Raw genomic sequence first — 14,040 nt, forward strand, 5'->3', positions numbered from 1 at the left:
AATTAAATAAGCAGCTACACACTTTAATTTAAAATCTTTACTATATCTCTGATTATTATTATGTGGTTTTAAGGCTTCTGGACCTTGAGCTTTAAATGCATGTACCCACTGATGCAGTGATTCCGTACCAGCTCCTAAGGCTTTTGCAATTGAAGTTAATGAACCTTCTCCAGTTAAATATTGTTTAACTGCTTTAAGTTTAGCTTCATAACTAAATTTACTTTTTCTAGACATACAAAAAGTCCTACTTTCATAGATAGTACAGTTTATATATTTATACTGTCTACTAAAGTAGGACTATATCATCTAATTCTTGGATCTCAGTTCATATAATGAAGTTGGTTTTTTTACACTAGATTTCCCAAACTAATTTGAAAAGCTTTGGGTTTCTGCTATTACTTAACTTATAATTCTTTTTAGCAGCAGACTTACTTTTATAATATGTATCAACTGTAGTGTCTACACCAACATACAACTTTTTGCGGTTTTTAGTAACGTAAGCAGCTGCAGTTTCACCCATTGGATAACTCATGAACATTCTGTTGCCTTTAGACTTAATCAATTGGTGAGAACTGTAAGTATTAACATTCTTATATTGATAGTTATGAGCTTTGTTAGTATATTTATAAGTTCTAGTTTTAGATTTACTATCAGCATATCCTGCCAAATTAATACGTGTCCGAGTTATCTTAAAAGCTTTAAGTTTATTATTACGATATGAATATCCGTACCATGTTCCTCTAAATTTCTTTGGCACACTGGCTTTTTTAAAGACAGCTGCTTCAACAACGCTAGATTGACAATTAACGGCTCCATAGGTTAAAAAGCCAAAAAATAACATAGCACTTAAAAAAGTAGTAATTTTTTTAATCTTCATATTTCCTCCAAATAACATAATTGCTTGACACATTAATTATATCTCTACTTCAAAATAATATTGATCCAAAATTAGTTATATATTAATTGAGTATTTTTAGAGGCCGTAAAATAGTTTGTATAACTTTTACACTCAGTACAATTCTTGTTTTTTTAATATATAACATCGGGTCTATATCATTTTCCAGCAAAGTATTCCATAATAGAAGTAAAATGCAATCAATTGCAAGTGAGGAAATGCAGAATGAATGGATTATTATTAGTCAATTTAGGTTCACCTAAATCGCCGACTACCCAAGACGTTAAAGAATATTTACGAGAATTTTTAGACGACCAAAATGTTGTCACTTTGCCCAAGTGGTTTTGGCATCCTATTTTAAATGGAATTGTTTTACCGCTTCGTTCCTGGCGCTCTGCCACTTTTTATCAAGACGAATGGAGTGAGAATGGTTCACCACTTATTTTTTACACACAAAAAATTACTGATATGGTGCAGAGTCTGTTGCCTAAATGGCAAGTTCGAATGGCGATGACTTACGGTGATCCCGACATAAGCGATACTTTGCAGCAAATGCATAATTCTGGCTGTAAAAAGATTGTGATAATGTCTTTGTTTCCTGAATACACGCTTTCAACGACCAAATCAATTATTGAGCAAGTTGAAAAGAGTCATGTCCCAACAACGATTATTGACCGTTTTTATCAAGAAAAGGATTATCAAGATGCCCTAGCCGAGCATGTACGTAGCGCTTGGAAGAAAAAGAAGTATGATCGGCTATTTATTTCTTATCATGGCATCCCTTCACGTGAAGTAAAACAAGGTGATCCATATTTAGACGAATGCAAAGAAGCAACGCAAATGCTTATTGATCGTTTAGATATTCCTAAAGACAAGATCAAAATGGTCTTCCAATCTAAATTTGGTCCAATGCCGTGGCTTAAGCCATATTTAAAAAATTCATTACTAGAGGCTGTTCAACTGGGCGATCGCAATATTTTAATTGTGGCACCTTCATTTGTAACTGATTGTCTTGAAACAATTGAAGAAGACTATGTTCAAAACTATCAGGCTTTTAGAGAAAATGGCGGTCAAAATTTAGATATTGTTACTGCCCTAAATGATGATCCTAAGTTTGGTAAATTCATCGCTGATTTAGCACAGAGGCAGGCGAATAAAAATGCCTAATAAAAAGAGTTTAGATGAAATAAACGGCAGTGTCGTTGTGCCATCGGTATATGAGAACAGCTTTTTCAGAAAATTTCTGGCTTACTCGGGTCCCGGAGCGCTTGTTGCCGTAGGATATATGGATCCTGGAAATTGGCTAACTTCTTTAGCTGGCGGTAGTCAATATAAGTATCAGCTTCTGTCAGTTTTGCTAATTTCAATTATCATTGCGATGTTTATGCAGTCGCTTTCTATAAGGTTTGGCATTGCCAGTAGACAGGATTTGGCTCAAGCAATCGCTAATCACACAAATAAACCAGTTCGCTATTTTCTCTGGATTCTAAACGAAATAGCAATGATGGCAACCGACTTAACAGGTGTCATCGGTACAGCATTAGCGTTAAAAATGCTGTTTAATTTACCACTAATTTTTGGCGTTTTACTTACGATCTTAGACGTTTTTGTTGTTCTCTGGTTTATGCGTTTTGGTATCAGAAGAATCGAGGCTATCACTGTTATATCAATCATTACCGTTGGTATTATCTTTGCAATTGAAGTTAATCACGTGCACCCCAATGCTGGTCAAATCTTTCAAGGATTTATTCCGAACGAAACTATTTTTACTAATCAGGACAAACTAATTCTAAGTTTAGGTATTGTTGGAGCGACAATTATGCCCCACAATATTTATTTGCATTCATCCCTCGCTCAGAGTCGTCGCTATGATTATCATGATCCTAGACAAGTCAAAGAAACCCTTCGTTTTGCCAACTGGGATTCGATCGTTCACTTAGTCATGGCACTTATTATTAATAGTTTGCTTTTAATCCTTGGCGGAATACTCTTTTTCAATCATTCTGATCAGTTAGCTAGCCTAATGGATGTTTTCAAGGGTTTAAATAATTCAAATATTGTCGGCAATCTGGCAAGTCCAATCATGTCTTATTTATTCGCTTTTGCTTTACTCATTACAGGATTAATTTCTTCTATTACCAGTACTCTTTCTGGTCAAATAGTCATGGAAGGATATTTAAATATTCGCTTGCCACTATGGCAGAGACGGCTTCTAACCCGATTCGTTACATTAATTCCAATCTTAATTATTGGTTTTTTAGTTAGATTTAACGAAACAATTTTTGAAAATTTAATCGTCTATGCACAGATTGCATTAAGCATTGCTTTACCATTTACTTTATTCCCATTAGTATTTTTAACTAGTAACAAAAAAGTAATGGGCGTTCATGTTAACAAAAAATGGCAATTTGCAATCGGGTTGATACTTACCGCAATCATTACTCTTCTCAATGTGGAATTAATTATTGAAACTATATAGGGCAGTCTCCTTAATATAGTAATGAACTACAAATTCGATTTCAGTTGCTGCTAAATGTAAGGTTAATTAGTCAAAAAAAGCATCCCCTGTTGGGATGCTTTTTTTATATCTTTTTATTATCTAAGCCCTTACCATCAATTGCATCGTCCTTGATACTTGCTGGAACATTGATTTGTTTAATATTGTTAAACTTAAAATCAATTGAAACATTAGTTGTTTTCTTATCTTTAAGATCGTAAGCTAAAACTATTCTCTTAGTGTCGTAATTTTTCTTTCCAATTAAGAATTTGATTGAAAAGTTTTTGATTTTTGCATTATTGCTGATGGTAGTAATACTTGAAAAAGCATTTGGAACGTATAAAAATTGATCTAACTCATCAGCTGTGTCAACTTTCGGACTCTTCTTACTAAATGAAAGTTCATAATTTGAACCAACCGACTTTACCTTACAATCAGTTTCTTTGCTATCAGCAGCTAAATCCGGAATTCTTTTCAAAATAGAGTCCATTGATTTTGATGAATCATTAATTGAAGGTAAATCTTTGGCACTTTGTTTAAGTACAATTCCCTTAACTTTAACGTAAATATCCTTATCAACTTTCCATATCTTTATGCTGCCAACTTCGTCAGACTTTGCTTCTTCATGAAAATCACCGGAATCCTTTGTATATTGGACATAGGCATTGTTCTTATTATCGCCCTGCTTTGCAATAACATCGAAGCTCATGCTCTTATAATCTTTATACTTTGAATTCTTTTTGATAATTTCCTTTGCTGAAGGAAGGTTACTTTGAGCCTGACTTGAGCTTGTTTGTGAATTCGAGCATCCAGTAAGGACTCCTGCTGAAACTACAAACATGCTTGAAACAATAATACTCTTGATAATCTTATTCTTTTTCAATATTCTACTCCTGTTATGTTTTTCTCTGTCTTTAATAGAATATCAAACAAGGCTAGTATTACACAACATAAAATTTATCGCTTCTTTATAAAATTCAGCCGCTGGCACACTTTGATACAAATCTTCTCTAAGGAGCAATATCCATTATTTCTGATTAAACTTATTAGCCAACAATTCTAATGGAGACAATTCTTCTTTCTCTCCATTATCGAACTGTTCGTGAAACCAATCAGATGCAAGAGCTTGTTTAATATTAGGTTGTTCAGACTTATCAATCTTATTCTGTTCAAGGATCCTACTCAACTTACTATTAGAAATGTAACAATATTCGGCTGCGGATTCATCCTTTGCTTTTTCTTTCTGCTCTTTTCCTAAAGCAACCAATTCCTCTACCAATTTTGAGTTACTTTGTAAAATTGCAAGTCCTGCTTCTTGCTGTTTGGCTTTCTTCTCTTTTTGTTCAGCCAAACGTTTTTCCATCTCATCTTTTTCATTCTGATAATCTAGCACATCATAATTGCTAGAATTTTCGAACTCATTACCTTTATGGCTTTCAATTGGAAGAGGATGCTCCTGATCTTTTTGCCACTGAGCAAAGGCATCCATGAAATATGGCACCAGTGGTCGTCCAGCATTATTGTAGAATTTATAATTCAAATTCATGATCATCCCTATCAAAACTCGATGATCTTCCGGTATCGCCTGAACCTCTCGATCCGTTAGCAGTTGAACTTTGCTTGGGTACGTTAGTTCATAGTCTTTTTTATCCTTATTGATGAATCCCTTGCTGTATTCAGAAACGCGACCGTTAAATTGAATTCGATCCCCTTCTTGAAGTAGACCCAGGCTAGAGAAACCTTTAGTCAAATTAAGCCAAAGGTGATCTGTAATCATTTTTGGATTATCTGGATCATCAACGATCTTAACGTTACGAACTACCATTGTTGGACTATACAATTCTCCGCGAATTGGATCGTGGTAACGTTTATATCCATATTTTCCAAAATCTGCTTGAAAAGTATGCCGCTCTTCTGAACCAATGCTTCCTAATATTTTTCGCATAAAATTGACCTATCTTTCTTCTTTTTGCTGAATTATATTATAGCAATGTTATTTCCTTAACAAAAAGGACCAATCATAATTGATCCTTTTTTCATTTAAATTATTCTTTAAGTGGTTTCAATTCCGCAACATAACCATCAACTTCTTGTTTTTGTAGGCACACTAATTAAATTAAAAATATTTGTCAAAAAACTCCTTACAATGTTTAATAAATTTATTTTTAGCATCATTTTGATCTAAGTTAAGTTCAACCAAACCATAGTGCAAAGTTGGAGTTTGATTGAGCCTTATTTTTTTCAAATTACTATCAGCGATAAAGTCGGGTATAATTGTTATACCTACTCCTGCCCTAACTAAAGTTGTAGCAACTTGAACATTGTTAGCATATGAAATATCCAAGGTTGGAACATTCTTTCTAATTTCTTCTTGAATCTTCCATTGTTGATCTGGACACCAATTCTTATCTAATAGAATCATACTTTGATGATTTAAATCAGATAACGTTAGTTGAGTTAAATTACTTAAAGTACTACCAGTTGGAACCAAAAACGTAAAATATCCTTTTTTCAATTCATGAAATTCTAGATCTTCAGTTGCTCCTATGTCATCTTTAGTATCAAAAATCAAGTCATTGTCATGCTTTAATAAATGATCTTTTAATAAGTTATGATTATAATACTCCAGGAACACCTTTATTTTGGGGTATTTTTGTTTAAATTCAAATAGCAACTTAGGAAGAAATTCTTGCTCAAAAGGAGTTCCAGTTGCACCTATAGAAATATTACTCTGTTCCCTACTAAAAGCTTGACGGGTTTCTTGAATAGTCTTGTTATAACTATTAAGCATTGCCTTAATATTCTGATAAAAGATTTGTCCATTCTTCGTTAATTCAACTTGTCGATGATTACGATTAAACAAGGTAACTCCTACTTCAATTTCCATTGATGAAATGATCTGCGAGACAGCAGGTTGGGAAATATGCATTAATTTAGCCGTTTTAGAGTAGTTCAAAGTTTCTGCCAATGTGACAAAAATATTTAAATGATTTAAATCCATTTATAAATTTTCCTTATATCATATAAAAGTTTAGTATTTCACATATTTTATCTTATTCAATATTATATTAACTGTAAACGATTTCAAATAATTATTTCTGATATTCAATATTAAAGGAGTAAATTATGGGATACTTGAAAAATGTTGATGGTTACAATGAAGATATTAAACCAGTTAGAACAGATACTACTGAAGTTTTAGTAATAGGTGCTGGTAATGCAGGTATGATGGCATCTGCTGCCGCAAATGAACAAGGTGCAAAAGTAACTTTAATTGAAAAAGAAAAAACAATTAATTTAATGAGAGTCGGTCTAGCAAGTGTAGATAGTAACGCTCAAAAACGTGCTGGTACAGTAATAGATAAACGAGAGTTAGTTGAATCTCTGGCTTCATTCGCACAACACAATGTTGATGAACGCCTACTAAACACTTGGGCAGATAACAGTGGTGAAACTGTTAATTGGTTAGAAGATAATATCCTAAAACCACATGGTGCTCACTTAAAATCTGAACCTGATGCCATGATAACCAGTAAAGCTTATCAAGCATTCCCTACTGAAAACGATCCAACCAAGGATGACAAAAGCTTTGCTCAATATGGTAATTGGTTCCTAGATTATCAAAAATCTCATAATATTGATTTACGCTTTGAAACTTCTTTAGTTAAGCTAATTAAAGAAAATGATACTGTTACCGGAGTTATTGTAAAAGATTTAGCAAAAGATGAATTCTATCAAATTAATGCTACTAAAGGTGTAGTAATTGCTACTGGTGGATATTCCGCAAACAAAGATTTACTACAAAAATGGGATCCACTTGCATTAAAGAAGAATGTTTACAATGATTCCCCTCGTTCAAACGGTGCTGGCATTACTTCAGCAATGAACATTGGGGCAATTAAGGATGAAGAACCTGCAGAAACTATTTTTGACCGCGGTTTAGTTCCAGTCGGCACAAAGACTGAAGACATGTATTATCAAACCAGTACTTATGATCACTGGCTTTGGATTGGTTCTTACCCATTCCTTAAAGTTAACTTACGTGGTGAAAGATTTTCTAACGAATCTGTTCCATATCAATTTATTGTAAATGCAGCAAGTAAAGAACCTGGATACTTATATGCAATGATTTGGGATGATAATTACAGTAATTATCTTGAAAAAATACATATGTTAGGATGTGCGCGTTTCGGATTCCCTGGATATATGAAAGATAAAGAAGCCTTTATTGCTGATACTGAACAACATATTAAAGATGGTTTAGTTGTTAAGGCTGATACTATTGAAGAATTAGCTGATAAACTACACTTACCAGTTGAATCACTAAAGAAATCTGTTGAAAAGAATAATCAACAAGTTATTGCCCATAAGGATGATGAATTTGGTAAAGAAGCTTATAGAATTACACCTATTGAAAAAGGTCCGTTCTACGGTTGTATTCTTGGTGGTAGAATTCTATGTACTTTTGATGGGTTAAGAATTAATACTAACATGGAAGTATTAGATGAAAACTACAATCCAATTAAACATTTATACGCTGCCGGTAACGATGCCGGTGGATTCTTCTGGGGTTCATACAATGATCGTGTTCCAGGTTTAGCAGCAAGTCACGCTCAAACTTTTGGACGTTTAGCCGGTAAAAATGTTGCAACTGGAAATCATCCAAAAACTACTGAAAATAGTATAAATGACAATATTCCTGTAGTTGAAGTAGATGATCAAACAGACGCTTCATCTGGAGCTTCTCAACTTTAAATAATTGAAAATGAAAATGCACTTTTAGTAGAAATTTATCAGTTCTCTACTGAAGGTTCATTTTTATTCATTGGAAACTTAAATATTTTATCTCAACTTAATATTCCGATAGTTAATATGTTATTTTGATTTATTGAGAAGCATCCCATTGTACTGAGACGAAAAATTAGACACTTTTACAGTTCAATACATGATTAAGATGCTTTTTTGAATAGATACGTAAATCCAAAGATTAACGTTTTGAGAATTTCGGATTAGCAGAACCAGAACTATTTTCCACACTGTTGAATTCTAATCCATCATATTCCATACAATTTTTATTTAAATTACATATAATATGGAAAAAACTGGAACAAAATTCTTTAAGTTGGAAAACTTTGTGACCAATTGTGACCATTTTAAGTCGATTATCTTACTTCGCTTCATCCTTTTTGGATGGAGTTTTTTTAAATGCTTGTATAACATCTTCCCATTCAAATCTTTCAGTATGTTTATCACCAGTTGGTTCATTATAACAAACATCTATTTTACCCGAATAATTTTTCAGATTTACATATCTTTCAATATCATAGACATTAAATTTATTACTAATTGATTCACCTGGATTTACTTTTTTTCTTTTATGATCTCCAAATCTTATATAATCTTTTTCTGTAGCTTTTTTAAATCCATAAAATTCCAAAGTTACAGGTTTATTACCTTTATTGTATGCATCAAATATTACAGAGAGAGTATTGTTTAAAATTCTCTCAGGCTTTTCAATATAATCTATCTTTAATGAATGAGTAACTTTAACTCTGCCCCTTTTATCAGAAGCTAGCCATAAAGAAGTTATTACAGCTCCTACACTTCCCAATCCACTTATCCAATCAGCAACTGAACCAAATTGTTCTCCATTAATATTAATTATGATTTGGTAATGTATATATCCACTTATTATAATCGCAAATAAAAAACCAATTATAAAAGTTAACATATAAAGCTTATATTTCTTTACATAGAATCTAATTTTTCTCATTTCGAATTTTCATCAATCTAGATTTTACATCTCCACTAAACACAAATCTATTAATTGCCGGATGTCCCCACCGTGGATTACTATGCAAAATAGATTCTATTTTAACAACGATGTTTAATGGAATAAATATTGTAGTCATATCTCCACTTCTTAAATGAAATGTTTCATAATCTATGTCATCATACCATTTTAACGTTAAACTATTACCTTTTCCCGTTAAATAGGGCTCATCGGCAAAACCTTCATAAATTCTACCATCATTAATAGTTACTCTAGTCATTTGTCCTAAGCAACTATATTTATGATCTGTCACTTCTTCAATATCAATAAACCTTGAAAAAGATACATCTCCATCAAATTTATATTTAGTGTATATGATCATTACTTTTCCTTGTCTTTGATCAATTTCTCATACATTCTAAACAGATATGCTACAGCATCACTTTCAGTTGTTCCTTTAACTGGTAAGCCATAAGCTTCCATTACTGCACGATCATTATCTTGATGTGCCTTAAGCAATTCCTTCGGCATGGTTAATGGATCATAAAGATCAGCAAGTGAACTATCTGGATATAATGCACGTGCATCCAAAATTGCTTGAGCTGTCTTTTTAATTTTTTCCTTTTGTTTATCTGTTGGCGTTGGCCATGGAAAATTGTTATAAACAATCTTAGCAGAATATCTGTAGTCGCTCTTCAGTCGTCCTGCTACTGTCCTCATCCATGCCATGTGCATATTAGATTCTAAGACTCCCAATTCAAACAAATTAGCATTAGGAATAATCGTAGCTGAATCAGTTGGAATAGTTTTATCATTTAAATAACCAATAGGAATATATCTTCTGTTTTCTGAAGATACACGAGGTATTAGTAAATATTTTGTTGGATTTTTTTTCTCCCTAAACAACCATGGAGTTTCTGCTAATTTTTGCCTATCCTTTGCCCCATTAAGTCTATCTTTCTTACACTCTTCAACACGTTGTAATACTAAAGGCATCTGATGCAATTCTTTAGGAGTTATACCCACTAACCATAAACAATATCTATCCTCATTATGAAGATATTCTCTAGCACCCGTTAGCTTTTTAATCCATTTTTTAGCTTTCGGTTCCTTTTTAATAAAGTCTTGAAATTGATTTTTTTCAATTATCAAATAACCTCCATCTGCAGGTCTATTACCAGTTGTCATTTTAGGAACCAGACATAAAGGTTTAAATATGCTTTTTAAAAGAATATTAGGGGCATCTAACAAATAAGCATTGATATTATTTACTACTTTATATGTAGATTCTTCATATAATACTTTCTTCTTATTCAATTTAGCAAAACTAAACCCAATAATTACAACATGTACATGAGCTTTATCTTTTGCTTCACTATTCCAAATAAAAGTTTTATATGCAAAATTAATATGTATTTGAAATTGATTAAACAAAGGTTGCCAAACTGGATATACTTGATCTCCTTGTGTAATTGAATTAGTAGATACAAATGCTACTTGAATATTTGTTTTATAAATATACTGTGCGGCTCTATAGTACCAACCGGCTACAAAGTCAATTTTGCCAGCATTCTTTAAGGGTTTGCCATTTTCATCAACGTAAATATTTCTTATGTTCTGTTTTTGTTCCTTGGTTTGTAAACCATATCCAACAAACGGCGGATTTCCCATTATATAGTGACAAGCATAATTAGGAATTACGTCATTCCAATCCATTGTTAAAGCATTGCCTTCATGAATATGAGTATATGTCTTCAAAGGCAGAAAGTCCCAGTCAGCATAAAAGATATCCTTCGTTTCTTCAAGCATCTGACTTTCCGCAATCCATAAAGCAGTCTTAGCAACAGATACAGCGAAGTCATTAATTTCAATTCCATAGAATTGTTGAATAGAAACTTTGATAATATCTTTAGCCTGTCCAACATCCAGCGAAGGATTAGGATAAATCAATTTTATTGCTTCATTTTCTAACTTTCTTAACTGTAAATATGTCTCAGTTAAAAAATTACCTGATCCACAGGCGGGATCAAAGAAAGTTAGATTTGCAAGTTTCTCTTGAAATTTCTTAGCCTTTTTCTTTAGTGTCGCTAATTCATTCGTTTTCTTAATCTCATTTAGTTCATTTTTAAGATCATTTAAAAATAAAGGATCAATTACCTTATGAATATTTTCAACAGAAGTATAGTGCATCCCGCCCTGGCGTCGAGTTTCAGGGTTTAAAGTGGATTCAAATACAGCACCAAAAATGGTTGGACTAATTTCAGACCAGTCAAACTCATCACTCGCTTTACTTAATAACAAATCACGTAATTCATCAGTAAACGAAGGAATCTCTATATCCTCATTAGAGAACATCCCACCATTAACATAAGGAAATTCCGCTAATTTAGGATCATCATCAGCTAGATAAGGATCTCGATCTTCTTCTTTAGTATCCAATACATTAAACAATTTAATCAAAGCTTGTCTCATTTGCCTTGTGTCAAATTGTTCAAGATAATCATGGAACATATTTCTTTTACCAAAAATCCCAGCATCTTCAGCGTATAAACAAAATACGATTCTTACACAAAGCTGGTTAATACTCTTTTGCGAATGCTCATTATCTGGATCTTTATACTGCTTTAAGAGTTCATCATAAATTTTACCGACTAATTCACCAGCACTTAAGGAGACTCGTTTTTCTTTTTCTAGATGTTCATTACTTTTATCTACTAAGAATTCAAGTTGATAATAGCTAGTTTCAAGATCTTTCAATTCAATCTTCACTGGCTCCGAATTGGGATGTTCCATATCATAAATACGAAATTCTTTAAAGTTACAAGTAACAATCCATCTTGGCCGACGCGAATATGGTAACGCAGCAGAATATCTTTGAGCCTGCTGAAAAGGTGTTAGCAAACTTCCATCTGATTGTTTAATTGCCTTATCTAAATCCTTATTACTTCCCTTTTGTTCAATCATCACATGAGTTTGCTCAATGTAGCCATCAATAAAACTATCATGTGATAATTTTACTTTTTCTTCAAACTTAATGAAGTTTTCTGGATTTTCAACACCTAAAACTTCACGCAATAAAGACAACCAAAATGATTGGCTGTCTTGTTTTTCTCTTCCACGGTCTTTCCAATCTTCAATAAATTGTTTAGCATTTCTCTTTTGTGTTGTTATATCCATAAATATAAATTTCTCTCTTGATTTTGTATTACTAATACATTTTAAATATTTTTTATTCCAGCACTTCTCAAAGCATCAAATATGAATTTAACTGTATTATTCTTCTTTAGGTTTTGATACAGAAAATATAAAATATTATGTCTAATATTTGAGCCCCGAACTAATAGCACATTATCTTCATTTATCAATAATTCTAATTTAGATAATACGTGGTTTTCAAATAAATATATTGAAATTCCTTATTTTTTCTATTAATTACTTATCATACATTTTATCTCATATTTCTTAACTTGGCCTTACAAACCCAACATAGAAATCGGTACAACCTGAACATTGTCTTCTTTTCTTTGATATGCCACTTGACCTGTGTTCAAAAGCACCTTGCTTATATTGAATTCTTCCTTTGCCCTTTCTTCAAACCAATTTAAATGCTTCACATAATCATCTTTTACATTAGGATTAGTTTTTACTTCAAATAGAACTAAGTTACGTCCTTTTTGAACAATAAAATCAATCTCATGACGACCTTTTGCATCCCTAAAGTGATATAAATGTGCGTCCAATGCATCTGCATATACAATCAAGCTCTGGTATACAAGACTTTCAATTAATTGACCAATCATATCACTATTGATCTTTCCAATATGCTTATTAACATCAAAATCAGTTAATTGATCTTTAGTAACATCCAAAAGACTCATAGCAATAGCTGGATCTAACATAAAATGTTTAGGCGCTTTAGTTAAAGCAGGAAATAACTTACCCATTCCAATAAATGATGGTACGTCATCAATCACAAATAAAATTTTTAAAGCCTCTCGATAAAAATCGGCGGTTGGACGACTAGGTGCCTTCTCATTATTTGCCATCGCTGTATCGATAATCTTTTTATAGTTTGTAGTAGTAGCAATTGATGCCGCATAGGCTCTCATCCAAGATCTCAAAGTTTCCGGTTCTTTTACTTTGAATCCATTCTCTTCAAAGTCATGTTGAACAATATTGTTAATGTAATCCTTAATCAACAGTTCTCTAGCCCTTGGACTTTTTTCACGAATACCTGGGAATCCTGAACGAAAGATTTCATCTAAATAATTATTAAGATTGCAGTCATTAGAACCCGCGGCCTTATAATTAGGATGAGTTAATAATTTTTCTAATGAGACGTAACTACTCGACATATTTCTTTCCTGAACAGAATATGGTCTCATTTTCATTCTAATAATTCTACCAGCTCCACTATGAATACGAGAATTTACACGAATACTGCTCCCAGTAAATAAAACACTACCATCTTCTAGGCCATCATCAATTTGATGTCTAACGAATGACCAAAGATTTGGCTCTAATTGCCACTCATCGATCAATACAGGTTTATCGGCAGTTAAAATTGTCTCTGGACTGTTTTGTAACAACATCCTAACCTGCAGATTATCCAAACTCATAGTTGTTTTTGCTAATCTAGAAGCTGTTTCAGTTTTCCCAACCGCTTTCGCTCCTTCAACTAATATTGCAGGTAATTCTTTCAAATTATTAGCTAAAGATTTATCAATTATTCTTGGGTTATATTCCATAATGTTCACCAATCTCAAAACATTGTCACTATTGTATTAACACTTTCTATTTTAACATTTTTCCACTCTGAACTTTAACATTTTTCCACTCTGAACTTTAACATTTTTCCACTCTGAACTTTAACAT

General features: G+C 32.6%; 12 protein-coding genes. 3 read left to right on the forward strand and 9 right to left on the reverse strand.

The window, feature by feature from the left end; all coding sequences use genetic code 11:
* Both NFR82_RS08490 and NFR82_RS08495 read right to left on the reverse strand, forming a co-directional pair.
* Positions 1-234 (reverse strand): transposase (locus tag NFR82_RS08490; protein WP_251717841.1); only part of this gene is annotated, 234 nt, incomplete at its 3' end.
* A gap of 118 nt (positions 235-352) precedes the next feature.
* Positions 353-877: a hypothetical protein gene (locus NFR82_RS08495; RefSeq protein ID WP_251717842.1), complete on the reverse strand. Its 525-nt coding sequence runs from the start codon at positions 875-877 to the stop codon at positions 353-355.
* A 243-nt stretch (positions 878-1,120) separates the two neighbouring features.
* Here NFR82_RS08495 and hemH point away from each other — a divergent pair, with 243 nt between their 5' ends.
* Entirely contained in the window at positions 1,121-2,062 is a 942-nt protein-coding gene (hemH, locus tag NFR82_RS08500) for a ferrochelatase (protein ID WP_251717843.1), read from the forward strand.
* Entirely contained in the window at positions 2,055-3,374 is a 1,320-nt protein-coding gene (locus tag NFR82_RS08505; RefSeq protein ID WP_251717844.1) for an Nramp family divalent metal transporter, read from the forward strand. Before hemH ends, NFR82_RS08505 begins: the two co-directional genes overlap by 8 nt.
* Before the next feature lie 103 nt (positions 3,375-3,477).
* Here NFR82_RS08505 and NFR82_RS08510 read toward each other — a convergent pair whose 3' ends face one another.
* From NFR82_RS08510 to NFR82_RS08520, 3 genes are all read right to left on the reverse strand, one after another.
* Positions 3,478-4,275 carry a DUF6612 family protein gene (locus NFR82_RS08510; RefSeq protein ID WP_251717845.1) on the reverse strand — a complete coding sequence of 266 codons (798 nt, stop codon included), beginning with the start codon at positions 4,273-4,275 and terminating at the stop codon, positions 3,478-3,480.
* 144 nt (positions 4,276-4,419) lie between these two features.
* Complete coding sequence (locus NFR82_RS08515; RefSeq protein WP_251717846.1) at positions 4,420-5,337, reverse strand: hypothetical protein; 918 nt, start codon at positions 5,335-5,337, stop codon at positions 4,420-4,422.
* A gap of 171 nt (positions 5,338-5,508) precedes the next feature.
* Positions 5,509-6,393 (reverse strand): LysR family transcriptional regulator, encoded by an 885-nt coding sequence (locus tag NFR82_RS08520; protein WP_251717847.1) that lies wholly within the window; start codon positions 6,391-6,393, stop codon positions 5,509-5,511.
* Positions 6,394-6,518: 125 nt separating this feature from the next.
* Here NFR82_RS08520 and NFR82_RS08525 point away from each other — a divergent pair, with 125 nt between their 5' ends.
* Positions 6,519-8,147: an FAD-dependent oxidoreductase gene (locus NFR82_RS08525; protein WP_251717848.1), complete on the forward strand. Its 1,629-nt coding sequence runs from the start codon at positions 6,519-6,521 to the stop codon at positions 8,145-8,147.
* Positions 8,148-8,559: 412 nt separating this feature from the next.
* Here NFR82_RS08525 and NFR82_RS08530 read toward each other — a convergent pair whose 3' ends face one another.
* From NFR82_RS08530 to NFR82_RS08545, 4 genes are all read right to left on the reverse strand, one after another.
* Positions 8,560-9,165 (reverse strand): hypothetical protein, encoded by a 606-nt coding sequence (locus NFR82_RS08530; protein WP_251717849.1) that lies wholly within the window; start codon positions 9,163-9,165, stop codon positions 8,560-8,562.
* Positions 9,152-9,547 (reverse strand): hypothetical protein, encoded by a 396-nt coding sequence (locus NFR82_RS08535; protein WP_251717850.1) that lies wholly within the window; start codon positions 9,545-9,547, stop codon positions 9,152-9,154. The genes NFR82_RS08530 and NFR82_RS08535 overlap by 14 nt, the downstream gene beginning before the upstream one ends.
* Positions 9,547-12,342: a DNA methyltransferase gene (locus NFR82_RS08540; protein ID WP_251717851.1), complete on the reverse strand. Its 2,796-nt coding sequence runs from the start codon at positions 12,340-12,342 to the stop codon at positions 9,547-9,549. The genes NFR82_RS08535 and NFR82_RS08540 overlap by 1 nt, the downstream gene beginning before the upstream one ends.
* 296 nt (positions 12,343-12,638) lie before the next feature.
* Positions 12,639-13,913: an ATP-binding protein gene (locus NFR82_RS08545; RefSeq protein ID WP_251717852.1), complete on the reverse strand. Its 1,275-nt coding sequence runs from the start codon at positions 13,911-13,913 to the stop codon at positions 12,639-12,641.
* Positions 13,914-14,040 lie beyond the last annotated feature (127 nt).

Origin of the sequence: Lactobacillus agrestimuris (assembly GCF_943193025.1) — a bacterium.
Lineage (GTDB): Bacteria > Bacillota > Bacilli > Lactobacillales > Lactobacillaceae > Lactobacillus > Lactobacillus agrestimuris.

What these genes read in the sequence shown, in the direction of transcription:
- NFR82_RS08495 (WP_251717842.1), bottom strand. Translation starts at nt 877, where the DNA reads ATGAAGATTAAAAAAATTACTACTTTTTTAAGTGCTATGTTATTTTTT.
- hemH (WP_251717843.1), top strand. Translation starts at nt 1,121, where the DNA reads ATGAATGGATTATTATTAGTCAATTTAGGTTCACCTAAATCGCCGACT.
- NFR82_RS08505 (WP_251717844.1), top strand. Translation starts at nt 2,055, where the DNA reads ATGCCTAATAAAAAGAGTTTAGATGAAATAAACGGCAGTGTCGTTGTG.
- NFR82_RS08515 (WP_251717846.1), bottom strand. Translation starts at nt 5,337, where the DNA reads ATGCGAAAAATATTAGGAAGCATTGGTTCAGAAGAGCGGCATACTTTT.
- NFR82_RS08520 (WP_251717847.1), bottom strand. Translation starts at nt 6,393, where the DNA reads ATGGATTTAAATCATTTAAATATTTTTGTCACATTGGCAGAAACTTTG.
- NFR82_RS08525 (WP_251717848.1), top strand. Translation starts at nt 6,519, where the DNA reads ATGGGATACTTGAAAAATGTTGATGGTTACAATGAAGATATTAAACCA.
- NFR82_RS08530 (WP_251717849.1), bottom strand. Translation starts at nt 9,165, where the DNA reads ATGAGAAAAATTAGATTCTATGTAAAGAAATATAAGCTTTATATGTTA.
- NFR82_RS08535 (WP_251717850.1), bottom strand. Translation starts at nt 9,547, where the DNA reads ATGATCATATACACTAAATATAAATTTGATGGAGATGTATCTTTTTCA.
- NFR82_RS08540 (WP_251717851.1), bottom strand. Translation starts at nt 12,342, where the DNA reads ATGGATATAACAACACAAAAGAGAAATGCTAAACAATTTATTGAAGAT.
- NFR82_RS08545 (WP_251717852.1), bottom strand. Translation starts at nt 13,913, where the DNA reads ATGGAATATAACCCAAGAATAATTGATAAATCTTTAGCTAATAATTTG.